Annotated in this window: 14 protein-coding genes and 3 rRNA genes; 2 read left to right on the forward strand and 15 right to left on the reverse strand. The window is 61.3% G+C overall.

Features of this window, described 5'->3' with window-relative positions:
- Window positions 1-58: 58 nt before the first annotated feature.
- The 7 genes from LWF01_RS11710 to clpS all read right to left on the reverse strand — a co-directional run bounded on the left by LWF01_RS11710 (window position 59) and on the right by clpS (window position 5,811).
- Window positions 59-1,573, reverse strand: coding sequence for an ABC transporter substrate-binding protein (locus tag LWF01_RS11710; RefSeq protein ID WP_349637571.1), 1,515 nt, complete (start codon window positions 1,571-1,573; stop codon window positions 59-61).
- A gap of 133 nt (window positions 1,574-1,706) precedes the next feature.
- Complete coding sequence (rdgB, locus tag LWF01_RS11715) at window positions 1,707-2,342, reverse strand: RdgB/HAM1 family non-canonical purine NTP pyrophosphatase (protein ID WP_349637572.1); 636 nt, start codon at window positions 2,340-2,342, stop codon at window positions 1,707-1,709.
- Complete coding sequence (gene rph, locus LWF01_RS11720) at window positions 2,339-3,181, reverse strand: ribonuclease PH (RefSeq protein WP_349637573.1); 843 nt, start codon at window positions 3,179-3,181, stop codon at window positions 2,339-2,341. Before rph ends, rdgB begins: the two co-directional genes overlap by 4 nt.
- Window positions 3,182-3,191: 10 nt before the next feature.
- The gene (locus tag LWF01_RS11725) at window positions 3,192-4,034 is read right to left on the reverse strand and encodes an MBL fold metallo-hydrolase (RefSeq protein ID WP_349637574.1); all 843 of its coding nucleotides are present in this window, start codon (window positions 4,032-4,034) and stop codon (window positions 3,192-3,194) included.
- Window positions 4,025-4,909, reverse strand: a complete 885-nt coding sequence (gene murI / locus LWF01_RS11730) for a glutamate racemase (RefSeq protein WP_349637575.1) — start codon at window positions 4,907-4,909, stop codon at window positions 4,025-4,027. Before murI ends, LWF01_RS11725 begins: the two co-directional genes overlap by 10 nt.
- 6 nt (window positions 4,910-4,915) lie before the next feature.
- A complete protein-coding gene (locus LWF01_RS11735) occupies window positions 4,916-5,485 on the reverse strand; it encodes a DUF2017 domain-containing protein (protein WP_349637576.1) in 570 nt (189 codons plus the stop codon).
- Window positions 5,485-5,811 (reverse strand): ATP-dependent Clp protease adapter ClpS, encoded by a 327-nt coding sequence (gene clpS / locus LWF01_RS11740; protein WP_349640904.1) that lies wholly within the window; start codon window positions 5,809-5,811, stop codon window positions 5,485-5,487. Before clpS ends, LWF01_RS11735 begins: the two co-directional genes overlap by 1 nt.
- Before the next feature lie 181 nt (window positions 5,812-5,992).
- On the opposite strand from clpS, the gene LWF01_RS11745 reads away from it, so the two are divergent.
- Entirely contained in the window at window positions 5,993-7,345 is a 1,353-nt protein-coding gene (locus LWF01_RS11745; RefSeq protein ID WP_349637577.1) for a nicotinate phosphoribosyltransferase, read from the forward strand.
- Between the two features lie 2 nt (window positions 7,346-7,347).
- The gene (locus LWF01_RS11750; RefSeq protein ID WP_349637578.1) at window positions 7,348-7,914 is read left to right on the forward strand and encodes an isochorismatase family protein; all 567 of its coding nucleotides are present in this window, start codon (window positions 7,348-7,350) and stop codon (window positions 7,912-7,914) included.
- Between the two features lie 15 nt (window positions 7,915-7,929).
- Here LWF01_RS11750 and LWF01_RS11755 read toward each other — a convergent pair whose 3' ends face one another.
- The 8 genes from LWF01_RS11755 to LWF01_RS11790 all read right to left on the reverse strand — a co-directional run bounded on the left by LWF01_RS11755 (window position 7,930) and on the right by LWF01_RS11790 (window position 19,082).
- Window positions 7,930-9,735 (reverse strand): DEAD/DEAH box helicase, encoded by a 1,806-nt coding sequence (locus LWF01_RS11755; protein WP_349637579.1) that lies wholly within the window; start codon window positions 9,733-9,735, stop codon window positions 7,930-7,932.
- A 73-nt stretch (window positions 9,736-9,808) separates the two neighbouring features.
- Window positions 9,809-10,117, reverse strand: coding sequence for a DUF3039 domain-containing protein (locus LWF01_RS11760; RefSeq protein ID WP_349637580.1), 309 nt, complete (start codon window positions 10,115-10,117; stop codon window positions 9,809-9,811).
- 92 nt (window positions 10,118-10,209) lie between these two features.
- Window positions 10,210-10,992, reverse strand: a complete 783-nt coding sequence (gene nagB, locus LWF01_RS11765) for a glucosamine-6-phosphate deaminase (RefSeq protein WP_349637581.1) — start codon at window positions 10,990-10,992, stop codon at window positions 10,210-10,212.
- Window positions 10,993-11,067: 75 nt separating this feature from the next.
- Window positions 11,068-12,660, reverse strand: a complete 1,593-nt coding sequence (locus LWF01_RS11770) for a transporter (protein ID WP_349637582.1) — start codon at window positions 12,658-12,660, stop codon at window positions 11,068-11,070.
- The gene (locus tag LWF01_RS11775) at window positions 12,630-13,448 is read right to left on the reverse strand and encodes an ABC transporter ATP-binding protein (protein ID WP_349637583.1); all 819 of its coding nucleotides are present in this window, start codon (window positions 13,446-13,448) and stop codon (window positions 12,630-12,632) included. The genes LWF01_RS11770 and LWF01_RS11775 overlap by 31 nt, the downstream gene beginning before the upstream one ends.
- Window positions 13,449-13,578: 130 nt before the next feature.
- Window positions 13,579-13,695, reverse strand: a 5S ribosomal RNA gene (rrf, locus tag LWF01_RS11780).
- 209 nt (window positions 13,696-13,904) lie between these two features.
- Window positions 13,905-17,070, reverse strand: a 23S ribosomal RNA gene (locus LWF01_RS11785).
- A gap of 489 nt (window positions 17,071-17,559) precedes the next feature.
- Window positions 17,560-19,082, reverse strand: a 16S ribosomal RNA gene (locus LWF01_RS11790).
- The 16S, 23S and 5S rRNA genes sit together here, the layout of an rRNA operon.
- Window positions 19,083-19,538 lie beyond the last annotated feature (456 nt).

Consider the following 19,538-nt stretch of genomic DNA (forward strand, 5'->3'; position numbering starts at 1 on the left):
AGCCACGACAGTGGGACGTGCGTCCGCCCCGAGGCGTTCGCACATCCCACCACCGCGACTAGGACCAGCTGAACGTGGTCAGGTTGAGCGACTCACCCACCGCGTTCTGCGGGATACCGGTGACCTTCGCATCGGCCACGACCAGGTTCGGGAAGAGGAAGAGGAAGTCGGATGCCGCATCCTCGGTTATCGTCTTCGCCACCTGCTTCATGCCTGCGACGTACTCTTCCTCGGTTCCCTGATCTGCCTTCGCGGCGACATCCTTGATCTTCGAGTTGTCGTATCCCACGTAGTAGTCCGGGTTATTGAAGACCGCGAGGATGTCGCGAGGCTCTGCGTGGTTGATCACCGACATGTCGTACTCGTGGCTGGTCAGCGTCTTGTCCAGCCAGACGGCGGGGAACTCCTGGGTCTCGATCTTCGCGTTCAGCCCGATTTCCTTGAGCTGGGAAACAACGACCTCCGAGATCGCCGTTGCGTAAGGAAGGTTCGGTACGGTGAAGTTCACAGCGGTGCCCTCGGCGCCGGCTTCCTTGATCAGCTGTTTCGCCTTCTCCTGATCGAACGGATAAGCGCCGGTCAGGTCTTCGTAGTACGGGTCTGTCGGCGGAACCATGCTGCCGATCATCGTGCCGTAGCCTGCCCACGCTGTGTCGACAACTGCCTTCCGGTCGACACCATACATAACGGCCTGGCGCACCTTCTTGTCATCGAACGGGGCGCGCTTGTTGTTCATCGACAGTACGACTTCACCGTTCGTTGTGCCTTCAATCAGCTGGAACTTGTCGTCGGACTTGAACTGGTCCGCCAGTTCGGGAGCCTGCAGGGTGCCGATGACGTCGACGTCACCCGACTGCATGGCGTTGGTGGCGGCAACGGCATCGCTGAAGTACTGCAGGGTCACCTTCGCGAGCTTTGGCTTCTCGCCCCAGTAGTCATCCCGGCGTTCGAATTCAATGGACTGTCCACGATTCCACTTGGCGATCTTGAACGGCCCGGTTCCAATCGCCGTGTTCGCCAGGTCGTCAACGCCGGTCTTGGAGAAGATCGCGCCGATCCTGGTGGTCATATCGAACAGCCAGTTGTTGCTTGGCTTCTTCAGTGTCACCTTGACCTCGGTCGGCGAGCTGACCTCCACCGAGTCCACGATGTCCATTTTCGACTTCAGCGAGATCTTCCAGTCGTCCGACTGCACCCGTTCGATGCTGAACTTCACGTCGTCCGCGGTGAAGTCCGCTCCATCGGTGAACTTCACGCCTTCCTGCAGAGCGAAAGTATAGGTCTTCCGGTCGTCGCTCAGCTGCCACGATTTCGCCAGGCCGGGCTGAATAGCGCCCTTCTGGTCCACCTTGACCAGGCCCTCGTAAACGTTGTCCATCAGCGCTTGCGGAATTGCGACGCCGTCGGTCGTGGTGAAATCCAGGTTCGCCGGCTCGGCCGCGAGCGCGATGGTCATGTCGTCCCGTGCCGCGTCCTCACCGCCGGATGATCCCGCGCCGGCGGAGCAACCGGAAATCAGAAGTGACAGACCGACGAGGGCAGCAAATGATGCCACCCACTTTCTAGTGAGCATATTCACGGTTCCTTCTTGCTAAGGGAGCCCATGGACCGGGTCGGCAGCGTTGCCACGCTCGGGGCTTGGTGTCCCTAGCTTACGGGGCAAGACGCTGGGTGGGTAGCAGCCACGGTGACGCATAACCGATTTGTTACCGGCCCGGCTGCTCGGCCAATAATTGCCGGACCACGGGCGCCAGGGCGCGGAAAGCCTTGCCCCGGTGGCTGAGCGCGTTCTTCTCTGCTGGCTCAAGTTCAGCCGCGGTACGGCCTCTTGGGTCACCGTTAACGCTGAGAATGGGGTCGTAGCCGAAACCATTTGTTCCCCGCGGCGCGTCGGCCAGTACGCCTTCGAAGCTGCCATGCTCTACATGCGTCCGGCCATCCGGCGTTGCCAGTGCGGCGGCACAGACGAATCGCGCCGAGCGGTGCTCCGCCGGGATATCCGCAAGCTGCGCGAGCAGGAGCTTCAGGTTTGCGACATCGTCACCGTGCTTGCCAGCCCAGCGCGCCGAGAAAATACCGGGGGCTCCCCCGAGAACGTCCACCGCAAGTCCCGAGTCGTCGGCAATCGCCGGCAGTCCGGTTCCAGCCGCCAGGGCACGGGCCTTGAGCAACGCGTTTTCGGCAAATGTCACGCCGGTCTCTCGGACCTCGTCCACGCCGAGGTCCGCCGCGCTCACCAAGGCGGCTTCGACGTCGAGGTCTGGCATTGCCTCACGCAGGATTGCCCGCAACTCCCGCACCTTGTTCTGATTGTGCGTTGCCAGCACAAGCAGCGCGTTCACGGCTGGACTGACCCCGGCTGGCTTGATTCCGGCTTCCCGACCGGCAGGTCTGATTCCGGCCTCTGGACCGGCAGTGGTTCCGCTAGCGCGGCCTGCTGCAGTCCGGTCAGGGTCAGCGTGCCCTTGCACGCCAGGTCGAGCAACTGATCGAGTTCCTCGCGATCGAACGGGGCGCCTTCGGCGGTGCCCTGCACCTCGACGAACTTGTTTCCCCCGGTTACGACCACATTCATATCGGTCTCCGCGCGTACGTCTTCCGTGTAGGCAAGGTCGAGCATCGGGACTCCGTCGATCACGCCGACACTGACCGCGGCCACCGAATCGGTCAGCACGGTCGCATTCGCCCGGATGTCACCGGACGCCTTGCCTGCGGCGATGGCGTCGGCGAGCGCCACGTAGGCGCCGGTTATCGCCGCGGTTCGGGTGCCGCCGTCGGCCTGCAACACGTCGCAGTCAAGAACGATGGTGTTCTCCCCCAGGGCGCTGACGTCGACGACAGCGCGCAGCGATCGGCCGATCAGCCGGGAGATCTCGTGCGTCCGCCCGCCGATTTTCCCCTTGACCGATTCCCGGCTGTTCCGGGTATTCGTTGACCTCGGGAGCATGGCATATTCGGCCGTGACCCAGCCTTCGCCGGACCCCTTGCGCCAGCGGGGAACTCCTGCGGTGAATGACGCGGCGCACAGCACCCTGGTCCGGCCGAATTCCACCAGGACACTTCCTTCGGCATGGTCAAGCCAGCCCCGGGTGATTCGAATCGGGCGAAGCTCGTCGACGGCGCGTCCGTCTGCACGGCTCAGTTCTGTGCTGCTTAGTTCCGGGCTGCTCTGTGAAGTCATACCCTCAACCTTAGAGGGAGTATGTTTTTCCGTGTTCGGCCAGCTCCGTCGGGCCTGAATACGCGGTGGTCGCCTCGCGCTCTGTCACGGCTGGGTCGTTCCACGGCGGGATGTGGGTCAGCACGAGTCGCCGTACTTGTGCGGCGGCCGCCACAGCGCCGGCCCGCACCCCGGTGAGGTGAATTCCGCGCACGGCATCGCGTCCCTCATGGAAGGCCGCCTCACAGAGGAATAGGTCGGCGGCGCGGGCGGCCTCGACAATGCCCGGACAGTCGTCCGTGTCGCCGCTGTAGGTGAGTACCTCCCCGGAGGGGCCGGTGATCCGAAGGGCGTATGCCTCCACCGGATGTTCGACAAGGATGGGGCGCACGGTGAACGGTCCAATCTGGCGTTCCCGCGCATTCTGCCAGTCGGTAAACGTGAAAACATCACCGAGCTTGCTGGGGTCTGCTGTCTCCCCCGGCTGTAGTGCGGCGCCCGGATCGGTGTAGTAGGCATTGCCGAGCCGGAGTTCGGTTCCGGGTGGGCCGTAGATCGGCAGCCGCTGCCCGGCCAACTCACGCACGCTGCCGGAGCCGGCCGGGTCGGAGTCAGTTCGGCGCGGCGAGAACTTGCGGGTCACGTAGAGGCCGCAGACATCCAGGCAATGGTCCGGATGCAGATGCGTCAGCAACACGGCGTCGAGGTCTTCCAGCTCCAGATGCTGCTGAAGTGTGCCCAGCGAACCGCTCCCGAGATCCAGAACGACGTTCCAGGTTTTACCCTCACGGTCCCGGTCCTGCAGCAGGTAGCACGATGCCGGGGATGTCGGCCCCGGAAACGAGCCGGTCGCGCCGATCACAGTCAGTTCCATCTCAAAGCCCCGCCGTCCTGATCGTGCGCGGTCCTGGTGACGATGCTCAGCGCTCCGGTGTCGACGGTGCTGCGTGTGCTGATCACGCCCCGGACCTCGGGGCCAAGGAATCGTCGCGCCAGCACCCGAAATCCCTCCGTGTCCCCGGTTGCCAGGAACTCATGAAGCGGCTCGCCGTTCGCGCCGTCGCGTTCCAACCCCTGACGCACCAGCACGCGATACACGTCCTTCGCGGTCTCCTCGGCGCTCGAAACCAGGGTCACCTCATCGCCCATGCTCAACGAGATCGCACCAGCCAGCAGGGGGTAATGGGTGCAGCCAAGCACCAGCGTGTCGACGCCGGCAGCCCTCACCGGAGCCAGATACTCCGCCGCGGCCGTCAGCAGCGCGGGGCCGGACGTCACGCCGTTTTCGACGAACTCAACGAATCTCGGACAGGCCTGCGAGGTGATCTGGAGGTTGGGAGCCGCGGCGAACGCGTCGTTGTACGCCATCGAAGTAATGGTCGCCTCGGTGCCGATCACGCCGATCCGGCCGGTCCTGGTCGCGGCGACCGCCCGGCGGACAGCGGGCAGGATGACCTCTACGACCGGGATATTCATGCACTCGTAGCGCTCCCTCGCATCCCGCAACACGGCGGCCGAGGCCGAGTTGCACGCGATAACGAGCATTTTGACCCCGTCGTCGACCAGATGGTCCATCACTTCGAGCGCGCGGGCCCGGACTTGCGCAAGCGGCCGAGGGCCGTAAGGCGTGTACTTCGTGTCACCCACGTATCGAACCGATTCGTGCGGCAGCAGGTCAATGATGGCGCGTGCCACAGTCAGACCGCCGACCCCGGAGTCAAAAACACCGATGCTCGCGTTTGCTGCCATCGCCCGTCAGTCCTTGTCGTCCGGCAGCGAAGCCAGCAGCACTCCGACCAGGCTTTCCTGCAGCCAGCTGAGGAAATCGTAGACCGCCATGATCATTCCGCGGGGGTCGTCCTCCTCGGCTTCATTCAACTCTTCGAGCGCGTCCAGGTCCGCTTCGGTCTCGATGCCGAGACGCTGCGCGACGACCAGGCGAACGTCGCCCAGCGCCACAACCCAGGCCTGGGCCTCAGGCTCGGCCAGAACAAGAGGGTCGGAGCGCTTAAGTGTGAAAACCGCGGTCTGGATGTTGGCGATCTTCCGTTCGCGTAGACCCCGCTCGGTGTACCTGCGGAATTCGTCGGCGTCCTCGGCGCTGTCCCGCCTGCCGTCGGGCAGAAGGCGTGCGAGGGCCGGATCGGCGGGTAACTCCGCGTCTTCGGTAATCCCGACCAGTGCGGTGAGCGGGTCCTCACTGGCGTCCGTCTCCGGGGCCAGGAGCTGAGCTGTATCGGTGAAGGCACTCGCGAGAATCGACCGTTCACCTTCACTGAGGTTCACTGCGATTCCGGACTTGGTACGTCGGAAGGCCTTGGCCACTAGCGGTTACCCTCTCCTGTTGTGCCGGTTCCCGAGGATCCCGGGGCGTCTGCTCTTTGAAAGGTCGCCCACAGGCCGAAACCGTGCATCGCCTCGGTGTCGCGTTCCATCTCTTCCATGCTCCCGGTGGACACCACCGAGCGGCCGACCTCGTGCACCTCGTACATCAATTTCTGTGCCTTGGTACGGGAGTAGCCGAAGTAGCTCTGGAAAACGTAGGTCACATAATTCATCAGGTTCACCGGGTCGTTCCAGACCAGGGTCACCCACGGCACATCCTCACGGACGGACACGCCGGTCTCAGATTGTTGTTCGACGTTGGGCATTGCTGCTGGAGTTGCGCTCAATACGGACACCACGCCCTTACTCTACGCAACTTCGTAGCTGCACCTCGCCCCGCGCCCCTGGGCGCCAACGTCGCCGGAGGAACGTCGGCTGCCGAAGCCGACGACCTTCCGCCGGTCCCACTGGTGACGTGCGTACGCCGGTTCATTAGGCTTTTCAGTTATGGGAAACACGTCCACTGCCGCTGCCGTCCCGGCAACAGGCAGAGCGGCCGCTTCGACGGCCCTGCTGACCGATCAGTACGAGCTCACTATGCTGGACGCCGCGCTGAGGTCGGGTGCCGCGCATCGGCGCTCACTGTTCGAGGTTTTCGCCCGCCGGCTGCCTGACGGCCGGCGCTACGGCGTGGTGGCAGGTACTGGCCGTTTCCTGGAGGAGCTGACCCGGTTCCGGTTCGACGAGGCGGAGATCGATTGGCTCCGTTCCGAGCGCATCGTCAGTGAGAAAACACTGCACTGGCTCGCCGATTACCGCTTCAGTGGCTCCGTGTCCGGCTACGCCGAAGGCGAAGTATTCTTCCCGGGCTCTCCAATCCTGCTGGTCGAGGGAAGTTTCGCGGAATGCGTCATCCTCGAAACGCTTGCCCTGTCCGTCCTCAACCACGACAGCGCCGTAGCCGCGGCCGCGTCCCGGATGACGGCGGCGGCAGCTGATCGCCCATGCATCGAGATGGGTTCCAGGCGTACCCATGAGGAGTCAGCCGTGGCCGCCGCCCGCGCCGCGGTGATCGCAGGGTTTTCGTCAACTTCCAATATGGAAGCCGGCCGCCGTTACGGCCTGAAGACCGGCGGCACCGCGGCCCATTCCTTTACCCTGCTGCACGATTCGGAAGAAGAGGCCTTCCGGGCCCAGATCGAGACTTTTGGCTCGGGCACGACCCTGCTTGTCGACACCTACGATGTGCCGCGGGCAGTGGATCTCGCGATAGAGGTCGCCGGGACTGACCTCGCCGGCGTGCGGCTTGATTCCGGAGACCTTCTGGTCCAGGCGAGAGATGTGCGCGCCCAGCTCGACGGCCTCGGGGCCACGAATACCCGGATCACCGTGACGTCCGACCTCGATGAGTTTGCGATCGCCGGGCTCGCCGCGGGTCCGGTGGATGCCTACGGGGTTGGCACGTCGCTGGTCACCGGTTCGGGCGCGCCAACTGCCGGCCTGGTCTACAAGCTCGTGGCGCGCCACGACGACAACGGTTCCTGGCGTTCGGTCGCCAAAGCGTCGATGAACAAGGCAAGTGTTGGCGGACGCAAGTATCCGGTGCGGGTACTTGACGGTGACGGCGTCGCCGTCGAAGAGATCATCGGCATCGGCAGCCTCCCCGCACTCGATGCGAGCTACCGTGAGTTGCTGGTGCCCCTGGTGACCGACGGCGTGATCGACGACTCTGCCGTCGGCGCCCAGGGTGTCACCGCCGCACGTGAGCGGCACGCCGCATCCCGCGCAGAACTTCCAGCAACCGCACTGAAGCTCCAGCGCGGTGAACCGGCCCTAGTATCCACCTTTCAGGAGAGTTAGCCATGAGCAAGCGTGCGCTGGTTGTTGTTGACGTTCAGAACGACTTTTGTGAAGGAGGCACGCTTGCTGTTACCGGTGGAAACAACGTTGCGGCCGGCATCGCCGACCTGTGCCGGGTCAGCGATAGCTATCAGGCGACCGTTGCCACGATGGACTGGCACATTGATCCCGGCGCCCATTTCAGCGCTGACCCCGACTATGTGAAGTCCTGGCCGCCACACTGCGTGCAGGGGACTCCAGGTGCCGCCATGCACGCCGATCTCAATGGAATTAAGTTCGACGCCATAGTGCACAAAGGACAATACTCTGACGGCTATTCGGGATTCGACGGGCACACCGCCGAAAGCGATATGCCGCTTGCCGACTGGCTGCGCGCCCGCGAGGTCACCGACATCGATGTCGTCGGCCTGGCGTTCGACCACTGCGTGCGTGCCACATCGCTTGATGCCGTGCGGCATGACTTCGGCGTCCGAGTGCTGTTGCCCTACACCGCGGCGGTCGCCGAAGAAACAGCGCAGGCAGCGTTCGACGAGCTCACCGCGGCAGGTGTGGAACTGCTGAACGACTAGTCGCTTACGCAAGCGCTACTTGCGCCCGACAAACCAGGCCTGCAGTTTTTCGATCCGAGCCTGAACCTGCTCGACGCTTGCCTGCGCCACCGCAGGTCCTCCGCAGATCCGGCGCAGCTCGGAGTGGATCACTCCATGCGGCTGGCCCGAACGCCGTGCCCAGGCCGATACCATGCTCTGCAACTGCGCACGCTGTTCCTTGAGCGCCCGGTGGATTGCCACCGTATCCTGCGCGGGTTCCGGAACCTGATCGGCGGCTTTCTTGTTCCGCTTGGACACCTGGTCGGCCTGACGCTGCCGCAAGAGTTCCGTTACCTGACTCGGTTCGAGCAGGCCTGGAATGCCGAGGAAGTCGAGCTCATCCTCACTGCCCATCTCGCCACCGGTGCCGAACTCGCCACCGTCGAACAGCACCCGGTCAAACGAAGCCTGCGCGTCGAGGGCTTCGAACGGCAGGCCCTCCTGGGTATCTGAGGCTTTCTCCTCCCGATTGGCTTCCGCCATCAGGGCGTCCTCGGGAGAGAAGAACTCGTCCTCGTCGTCTGCCTTGGGCCGGTCGAGCGCATGGTCGCGCTCGACCTCCAGCTGGTTGGCCAGTTCCAGAAGCAGCGGAACGCTCGGCAGGAAGATCGACGCCGTTTCACCGCGCTTGCGAGCTCGAACGAATCGCCCGACAGCCTGCGCGAAGAACAGCGGTGTCGATGTCGAGGTGGCGTATACGCCGACCGCAAGCCGAGGCACGTCAACGCCTTCGGAGACCATTCGCACCGCCACCATCCACCGGCGGCCCGACTCCTGGAATTCGTCGATCCGGTCGCTGGCTTCTTTCTCATCCGAGAGAACGACGGTGGCCGGCTCACCGGTGATCTCGCGCAGCATCTTCGCGTACGCCCGCGCCGCCTGCTGGTCGGTGGCGATTACCAGTGCGCCGGCATCCGGCACACCCCGTCGCACCTCGGTCAGCCGTCGGTCAGCAGCCCGCAACACGGCGGGAATCCAGTCGCCTTTCGGGTCAAGGGCGGTACGCCAGGCCTGAGCGGTGATGTCCTTGGTACTGGGTTCACCGAGCAGAGCCGACATCTCATCGCCGGCCCGGGTTCGCCATCGCATCTGCCCGGCGTAGGCCATGAATATAACCGGCCGGACCACACCGTCGCGCAGTGCCCGGCCGTAACCATAGCTGTAGTCGGCGTTCGACGTCCGAATTCCCTGCTGGTCCGGGGCGTACACCACGAACGGGATCGGTGACGTGTCGGATCTGAACGGAGTACCGGTGAGCGACAGACGGCGAGCGGCAGGCTCGAAGGCTTCCCGGATGCCTTCGCCCCAGCTCAGCGCGTCGCCGCCATGGTGCACCTCGTCAAGGATGACCAGGGTTCGGCCGGCCTCGGTCCGCGCCCGGTGCAGCGCCGGACGACTGGCAACCTGTGCGTAGGTGACGGCCACGCCATGGAAGTGCGCGCCGTGGCGGCCGTCGCTGTTCCGGAAATTGGGGTCCAATCGGATTCCGACCCGGCCGGCCGCATCTGCCCACTGGCGCTTCAAGTGTTCGGTTGGCGCGACGACTGTCACCCGCACAACTGTGCGCTGCGCAAGAAGCTCCGCGGCCAGCCGGAGAGCGAAAGTTGTTTTCCCGGCCCCGGGTGTCGCAACGGCGAGAAAGTCCTTCGGCTGTTCGCGAAAGTACTCTTCGAGCGCCTCGGCCTGCCAGGCTCGCAATTTGCCGGCGGTACCCCAGGCCGCTCGTTCGGGAAAGGCTGGGGAAAGAGAAGTGGATGCCGCGGTGCCGACCGGAAGCGATGAAGATGACGAGGTGCTCACTTGCCCTTACTTTACCTAACGGATGGCCACGCCGAGAGCACCGGCCGCGATAGCCGGTGGCGTGCGGATTCGACTAGTTGCCGCTTTGGTCGTCGTCGCCCTTGCCTGCGTCCATGCCTTCGTAGATCGCCTTGCACTGCGGGCAGACCGGGAATTTTTGCGGGTCGCGGCTGGGCACCCACACCTTGCCGCACAGGGCGATCAGTGGCTGCCCGGTGACCATCGACTCCATGATCTTGTCTTTTGGCGCGTAGTGTGAAAAACGTTCATGGTCGCCCGGTTCAACCAGCTGGCGCTGTTCTTCGCGTTCGATAACTGCGGCGCCGCCGGTGGAAGGCGAGCTCATCGGTCCGGCGGGGGCTCCTGGCGTCGTTTCACTCATGGGTCCAAGTCTAAAGGCAATAATCACCTCGATCGAGATGGCGGCCGCCGAGCCTGGTCAACGGGCTGGCAGCGGGTTGCGACGGCGGCGGGTCAGATGCCCTGCCACCGCGGCTTATTCGCGTAAACGTGCCGATAGTAGTCCGCCAGTTTCAACCGGGACGCCGCGTCCTCGTCGACGAGGACAGTTGCGTGTTGATGCAGCTGCAGCACGGATCCAGGGCAGATCGCCGCCACGGGGCCCTCCACCATGGCCGCCACAGCCTCCGCCTTCGCCTCCCCGGTGGCGACGAGCACCAGATGCCGGGCCTCGCTGATCGTGCCGAGTCCCTGAGTCATCACATGCCGCGGAACCTGATCGACGTGATCGAAGAACCTCGCGTTATCCGACCGGGTCTGTTCGGTCAGCGTCTTGACCCGGGTACGGGACCTCAGCGATGACGTCGGCTCGTTGAAGCCGATATGTCCGTCGGTGCCGATCCCCAGTAGCTGAAGCTCGATGCCTCCCGCTGCGGCAATCGCCGCATCGTAGCGCTGGCCCTCGACGACCGGATCCGCAGCTTCCCCGTCCGGAGAATAGACATGCGTGGGGTCGATATCGATGTGGTCGACAAATTCTGAGCGGATCACCGAGTGGTACGACTGCGGATGCGCACGAGGCAGCCCGAGATACTCGTCCAGCAGAAACGCACGGGACTTAGCAAACGACAGCCCGTTGTCCCGATGCCTCCTGATCAGCTCCTGGTAGACGCTCAGCGGAGACGAACCGGTGGCAAGGCCGAGCACCGTCCCCGCATGTTCGGTCAGCAGGTCCTCGATGGCGTCCGCGACTATGCTCGCGATTGCCTTGGGTGACGCGGCGATGATGATTTCCATAGGTTCTTAGCTCCGGTGCCGGCGGTTGGACGTCGATGTAAGGACGCGGCCTGAGCTCGAAGTCCTGTCGGCATCCTACGTGTAGTCGTGCAGCCGGACCAGTATTTCAGGTGCCTTGCGCTCGAAGATACGCGCGCCCCGCCGGAGTCCGATCAGAAGGTAAACGGCTCCCAGCACCAGGCTGACCAGCAGACAGAGCCAACCGAGCCATGGGCGCCATACAACGGCGAGGATTCCCAGCACGATTGCCGGGCTCATCGCCACCAGCAGGACGAATCCGGTCACCGTCTGGACCAGCAAGGTGATGCCGGTAGCGCCAGGCGGGGTCTTGAACGGGCTATCGCCCGGCGCGGGCGTCGGGTAGAAAAATGCGATGCTGACTATCGACGACATGCCAAATCCTGCGAACAGCAATCCCAGGCCGAGGCCGAGCATGCCCGGCACCAGCTCCCATTGCCCGGAAATGACGCCGCCGAGCAGGGCGAAGATCAGCACGGAGGCAACACCGATTATGGCCCAGGGAACCAGCCTGCCGACCCGGTCTGCCATTCCGGAAACGCCGGAGCTGACGTGCAGCGCGAAGGCGGTGTTGTCGTACGACACATCCGCGTGCGCTCCCCAGCCGGTGAGGTAGGCGACAATCGGCGCAAGCCACAGAAACGCTATGCCGACATCCAGATTGTCCGAGGTCTGGCTCATCACCAGAACCAGAATGGGCATCATGACGATTACGATCAGCGACCCGAAGTAGCGCGGGTCGCGCCGCCAGTACGTCGCCGACCGGGCTGCGATCGCGCCCCAGGGTGTTGCCGGGAATCGGGAGAACCAGCCGAGGCCGCCGGCGACTTTTCCTCCGCCGCTGGCGGACTGTGCGCCCCGCTCCAGACTCCGAACCAGTAGCCGCTGCCAAACCCAGAGCAGCCCGGCGAGCAGGCCGGACGCGAGCACAAGCTTGACCAGACCGGCCAGGATCTCACCGTCCGCCGCATCGGCTCCGGCGGACCAGGTCCAGCCCAGTGGCGTCCAGCCGACTATCGTGACGAGACCGGCCAGTCGTTCCGGATCGAGAGAGAGCGAAAGACCGCCGCCAGTAATCAGGTTAACTGCAGGGCCGATCAGCACGACGGCAGCGAGACCGACCACTGCGGTTACGTCCCGGGTCTTCCGCGATGCCAAAAGGGTAGATGCCGCGGTGGTGGTCACCCGGGACAACGTGACACAAGTCAGCACGGCAACTAACGCGGCGACTAGCGAGATGATGACAGCCGGAACGGAGTAGGCCCAGGTCACTGCCGTAGTCAGGGCAAGCAGTCCGGTAATCACCGCCGGGACACTGATCAGACCCGCGGCCAGCAGGCCAAGCGTCATTTCGCGGCGGGAGATGGCAAACGTCTGAAACCGTAGAGGATCGAGAGTCTCGTCGACGCCGAAAAGGAAGAGCGGCACCAGACCCCAGCCCAGCACGGCGAGCGAGCCGAGCAGCACCACGGCGACGGATGCGAGGTCCGGTTCCGCCAGCACCCTGAAACCGATCAGCGCGGCGACGCCGAAGCCAAGAATCGCCAGCCCATAAAGCATCCCGACCACAAGCCCGACAATCCGCCACGGACTGCTCCGGAAGCTGTTGCCGAGCAGGGTTACTTTGAGTCGGACGAGGTGCGCAACCATGCCAACCCCTCCCTAGCGTCTACGGCGCCGCCGACAAGCTCGACGAACCGTTCCTCGAGAGTCCGTCCGGCACGCACTTCCTCGGTTCTTCCTGCGGCCCGCACTTGCCCGTCAGCAACGATCGCGACATGGTCGCAAAGCCGCTGCACCAGGTCCATAACGTGGCTCGACAGCACAACAGTCCCACCGGACGACACGTAGTCCCGCAGAATGCCTTGAATAGTGGACGCGGACACCGGATCAACTGCCTCAAAGGGCTCGTCAAGAACAAGCACCCGCGGCGCATGCACCAGCGCGCACGCCAAGGCGATCTTCTTCGTCATACCTGCCGAATAGTCGGTCACCATCTTCCCGCTCGAGCCTTCCAGCCCGAGTGCATGCAAGAGGCCCTGGCTCCGCTCCTCGACAACGTCCGCCGACATACCGCGCAGCAGGCCGGCGTAGGTCACCAGTTGGTGTCCGGTGAGCCGGTCGAAAAGCCGGACACCGTCCGGCAGAATCCCCAGCAGCTGTTTCGCCCGTACCGTGTCGGACCACACGTCGTGGCCAAGCACCGCCGCGCTGCCCGAATCCGGGCGCAGCAAGCCGGTGGCCATGGAAAGAGTTGTGGTTTTCCCAGCCCCGTTCGGACCGACGATTCCGTAGAAGGATCCCCTCGGGACATCGAGAGACAGGCCGGCGACGGCAATCTTCTCGCCGAACTGCTTGTGCAGTCCGCGCAACGCTAGAGCAGGTGGCCGGGCCGATTGGTCATCAGGCGGAGGCGAAGGGAAGCTGAAGTCGGTCATACACTCCAGCCTACGTACCCGGGCCGCACGCTACATCCGTCGTGAGTGGGACTACTGGCGGTTGAGGTGTTGTGTGGTGGGACGCGAAAACGGGGCCCCCGTGATGGGGGCCCCGTTTTCGTTAATGGTTGTCCGGCGGTGTCCTACTCTCCCACACGGTCCCCCGTGCAGTACCATCGGCGCTGGCAGGCTTAGCTTCCGGGTTCGGAATGGAGCCGGGCGTTTCCCTGCCGCTATGGCCGCCGTAACCCTGTGTCACCGATCCCCCCGCGTAGAAATAGGGGGTGGTGAAGTGTGTGGGTCACAACAGTTAGCTTATGTAGTTGTTGTGAATAGTGTGGCACCTGTTGGTTGGCTGTTAAGCCGCCCGTGGGTGGTTGTTTGGTGGTTTGGGAACCGTATAGTGGACGCAGCGTTTCTTAACACACTTTTATGGATTCTTTGTCGTGAGTGTGTGTGGGTAAGTTATCGGCTTATTAGTACCAGTCAGCTCCACACATTGCTGTGCTTCCACGTCTGGCCTATCAACCCAGTAATCTAGCTGGGAGCCTCTCACCCCGTAGGGGTATGGAAATCTCATCTCGAAGCAGGCTTCCCGCTTAGATGCTTTCAGCGGTTATCCTTTCCGAACGTAGCTAACCAGCCGTGCCCTTGGCAGGACAACTGGCACACCAGAGGTTCGTCCGTCCCGGTCCTCTCGTACTAAGGACAGCCCTTCTCAAATTTCCTCCGCGCGCAGCGGATAGGGACCGAACTGTCTCACGACGTTCTAAACCCAGCTCGCGTACCGCTTTAATGGGCGAACAGCCCAACCCTTGGGACCGACTCCAGCCCCAGGATGCGACGAGCCGACATCGAGGTGCCAAACCATGCCGTCGATATGGACTCTTGGGCAAGATCAGCCTGTTATCCCCGAGGTACCTTTTATCCGTTGAGCGACCGCGATTCCACAATCCACGGCCGGGTCACTAGTCCCAGCTTTCGCTCCTGCTCGACACGTCCGTCTCACAGTCAAGCTCCCTTGTGCACTTACACTCGACACCTGATTGCCAACCAGGCTGAGGGAACCTTTGGGCGCCTCCGTTACTCTTTGGGAGGCAACCGCCCCAGTTAAACTACCCATCAGGCACTGTCCCTGAACCAGATCATGGTCCGAAGTTAAGGTATCCAATATGACCAGAGTGGTATTTCAACGATGACTCCACGAACACTAGCGTGCCCGTCTCATAGTCTCCCACCTATCCTACACAAGCCACACCGAACACCAATACCAAACTGTAGTAAAGGTCTCGGGGTCTTTCCGTCCTGCTGCGCGTAACGAGCATCTTTACTCGTAATGCAATTTCGCCGAGTTCGTGGTTGAGACAGTAGAGAAGTCGTTACGCCATTCGTGCAGGTCGGAACTTACCCGACAAGGAATTTCGCTACCTTAGGATGGTTATAGTTACCACCGCCGTTTACTGGGGCTTAAATTCTCAGCTTCACCACACAAGTGTGGTTAACCAGTCCTCTTAACCTTCCAGCACCGGGCAGGCGTCAGTCCGTATACATCGTCTTGCGACTTCGCACGGACCTGTGTTTTTAGTAAACAGTCGCTTCTCCCTGGTCTCTGCGGCCAACTCACGCTCCCACCGCGAAGGTGTTCACGCGCTTGGCCCCCCTTATCCCGAAGTTACGGGGGTATTTTGCCGAGTTCCTTAACCACGATTCTCTCGATCGCCTTAGTATTCTCTACCTGATCACCTGAGTCGGTTTGGGGTACGGGCGGCTAGAACCTCACGTCGATGCTTTTCTCGGCAGCATGGGATCACCCTCTTCCCGCCACAAGGGCGGTCACCATCAGATCTCAGGAACGGCATCAAAGCCAGTCTCACGGATTTACCTGCAAGACTCCCTACATCCTTAGACGTGCACAACCATCGGCACGCGGAAGCTACCCTCCTGCGTCACACCTGTTAATACGCTTACCTACTACCAGATCAGGTCCCACGCTCCCCACAACACAGAACAAGCTCGAAAGCCAGACCATGGTGGTTTGGGTGGTTAGTATCCCCGGAATCGGTATGGGCGGTTCTTCGCCGGTACGGGAATATCAACCCGTTGTCCATCGACTACGCCTGTCGGCCTCGCCTTAGGTCCCGACTTACCCAGGGCGGATTAGCCTAGCCCTGGAACCCTTGATCATTCGGCGGACGGGTTTCTCACCCGTCTTTCGCTACTCATGCCTGCATTCTCACTCGTGTAGGCTCCACCACTGGTTTACACCGCGACTTCACTGCCCACACGACGCTCCCCTACCCATCCACACCCCTGAACACCACCCCGTAGGATAATGCTTGGAATTATGTGAATGCCACAACTTCGGCGGTGTACTTGAGCCCCGCTACATTGTCGGCGCGGAATCACTTGACCAGTGAGCTATTACGCACTCTTTCAAGGATGGCTGCTTCTAAGCCAACCTCCTGGTTGTCTGTGCAACTCCACATCCTTTCCCACTTAGCACACGCTTAGGGGCCTTAGTTGGTGGTCTGGGCTGTTTCCCTCTCGACTACGAAGCTTATCCCCCGCAGTCTCACTGCCATGCTCTCACTTACCGGCATTCGGAGTTTGGCTGACGTCAGTAACCTTGTTGGGCCCATTAGCCATCCAGTAGCTCTACCTCCGGTAAGAAACACATGACGCTGCACCTAAATGCATTTCGGGGAGAACCAGCTATCACGAAGTTTGATTGGCCTTTCACCCCTAACCACAGCTCATCCCCTCCATTTTCAACTGAAGTGGGTTCGGTCCTCCACGCCGTCTTACCGGCGCTTCAACCTGGCCATGGCTAGATCACTTCGCTTCGGGTCTAGGACACGCGACTATAGGTCGCCCTATTCGGACTCGCTTTCGCTACGGCTTCCCCACACGGGTTAACCTCGCCACGTATCGCTAACTCGCAGGCTCATTCTTCAAAAGGCACGCCATCACCCACCAGCCCACTCAAGGACCGCACAGGCTCTGACGGATTGTAAGCACACGGTTTCAGGTACTATTTCACTCCCCTCCCGGGGTACTTTTCACCTTTCCCTCACGGTACTTGTCCGCTATCGGTCATCAGGAAGTATTTAGGCTTACCAGGTGGTCCTGGCAGATTCACACGGGATTACACGAGTCCCGTGATACTCGGGATACCACTCGGGCCGGCACTGAATTTCGTCTACGGGACTCTCACCCACTATGGTCCGTCTTTCCAAACGATTCGACTATCCAACACACGTCACCCTTGAAGCCCGGTAGAGCCCCACGAATGGTCCCACAACCCCCAACCTGCAACGCCTACCGGCTATCACACAGACCAGGTTTAGCCTCATCCGGTTTCGCTCGCCACTACTCCCGGAATCACTCTTGTTTTCTCTTCCTGTGGGTACTGAGATGTTTCACTTCCCCACGTTCCCCCCACACGCCCTATATATTCAGGCGCGGGTCACCAGACACGCACGCGCTCTGGCGGGGTTTCCCCATTCGGACACCCTCGGATCACCGTTCGTTTACCAACTCCCCGAGGCTTATCGCAGGTTACTACGTCCTTCTTCGGCTCCTGATGCCAAGGCATCCACCGTGTGCTCTTAAAAACTTACACACAAAACACACACAAACCCATAAAAATAAATAAGATGCTCGCGTCCACTATACAGTTCTCAAACCACCAGCAGCCCCACCACACCCACCCACACAAACGCAGGCTTCGACGATGGTCCACACAAGAAAAACCAGCCACCCACCCCCCACACTCTGTTACGAGCACAACGGGTAGGGCGCCTGTTCTCCCAGGGCCCAACAGCGTGTTCATGTGATACCCAGCCACCAACCAAACCAGCACGCGCCAGCCTTCCAACCCACCCAACCCTAAAGTCGGACAAGCGTACTCACTGACACCACCAGCCCAGCCTCCCCACAACCACACACAAGTGCGCGGTCACGAGTCTCAGCAGGCTAAAAGCATTGATGTTCCACCCTTGAGCTAACCACCCGTGAACACTCGCCACGGTAATGGCCGTCATCACCACACAAGCATCCCCGAGGAAACGAATCCCCGAAAACATCCTGCACGGTACTAACTGCTCCTTAGAAAGGAGGTGATCCAGCCGCACCTTCCGGTACGGCTACCTTGTTACGACTTAGTCCCAATCGCCAGTCCCACCTTCGACAGCTCCCTCCCCACAAGGGGGTTAGGCCACCGGCTTCGGGTGTTACCGACTTTCGTGACTTGACGGGCGGTGTGTACAAGGCCCGGGAACGTATTCACCGCAGCGTTGCTGATCTGCGATTACTAGCGACTCCGACTTCACGTAGTCGAGTTGCAGACTACGATCCGAACTGAGACCGGCTTTCTGGGATTCGCTCCGCCTCACGGCATCGCAACCCTTTGTACCGGCCATTGTAGCATGCGTGAAGCCCAAGACATAAAGGGCATGATGATTTGACGTCATCCCCACCTTCCTCCGAGTTGACCCCGGCAGTCTCCTATGAGTTCCCGGCATAACCCGCTGGCAACATAGAACGAGGGTTGCGCTCGTTGCGGGACTTAACCCAACATCTCACGACACGAGCTGACGACAACCATGCACCACCTGTATACCGACCCGAAGGGGCGTACATCTCTGCACGTTACCGGTATATGTCAAGCCTTGGTAAGGTTCTTCGCGTTGCATCGAATTAATCCGCATGCTCCGCCGCTTGTGCGGGCCCCCGTCAATTCCTTTGAGTTTTAGCCTTGCGGCCGTACTCCCCAGGCGGGGCACTTAATGCGTTAGCTGCGGCACGGACCACGTGGAATGCGGCCCACACCTAGTGCCCAACGTTTACGGCATGGACTACCAGGGTATCTAATCCTGTTCGCTCCCCATGCTTTCGCTCCTCAGCGTCAGTAACAGCCCAGAGTCCCGCCTTCGCCACCGGTGTTCCTCCTGATATCTGCGCATTTCACCGCTACACCAGGAATTCCAGACTCCCCTACTGCACTCTAGTCTGCCCGTACCCACTGCACGTCCAACGTTGAGCGTTGGATTTTCACAGCAGACGCGACAAACCACCTACGAGCTCTTTACGCCCAATAATTCCGGACAACGCTTGCACCCTACGTATTACCGCGGCTGCTGGCACGTAGTTAGCCGGTGCTTCTTCTGCAGGTACCGTCACTTGCGCTTCTTCCCTGCTGAAAGAGGTTTACAACCCGAAGGCCGTCATCCCTCACGCGGCGTCGCTGCATCAGGCTTGCGCCCATTGTGCAATATTCCCCACTGCTGCCTCCCGTAGGAGTCTGGGCCGTGTCTCAGTCCCAGTGTGGCCGGTCGCCCTCTCAGGCCGGCTACCCGTCGTCGCCTTGGTAGGCCATTACCCCACCAACAAGCTGATAGGCCGCGAGCCCATCCCCCACCAATAAATCTTTCCACCCCACACCATGCGGCATGAGGTGACTATCCGGTATTAGACCCCGTTTCCAAGGCTTATCCCGAAGTGAAGGGCAGATTACTCACGTGTTACTCACCCGTTCGCCACTAATCCACCAGCAAGCTGGCTTCATCGTTCGACTTGCATGTGTTAAGCACGCCGCCAGCGTTCGTCCTGAGCCAGGATCAAACTCTCCGTAAAAACTTACAAAAAGCATCGTCCCAGCAAGAAAAGACAAAAACTAGCAAAACAACAACCAACCCGAATAAACCGGACCAGTCGCCGTCAATTGCTCGAAATTATTATCTTAATGTTTCCTGCCAAAACAGCACACACACCACACCCCACAAAAGAGGCATAACATGCGCGCCAACAAACATATGGCATCAACACATCACATAAACACGCTATTGAGTTCTCAAAGAACAAACGCTATCCGAAACCCACCAACCCCGACAGGGCCTGTATCGCTCGGCGCTTTTCAAAACTTTACCACCCATTCCCCCCACCCGCCAAATCCACCACAAAACCCGGCAGAAACAACAAAGCAAGAAAAACAGCCCCCAAAACAAAGACACGACAATAAACGCCACACCATCAATTAAGGGAATATCACCCACCCAGACCACGCCACCAGGAAAACACCCAGACCAGCGC

Origin of the sequence: Saxibacter everestensis (genome assembly GCF_025787225.1) — a bacterium.
Classification (GTDB): domain Bacteria; phylum Actinomycetota; class Actinomycetes; order Actinomycetales; family Brevibacteriaceae; genus Saxibacter; species Saxibacter everestensis.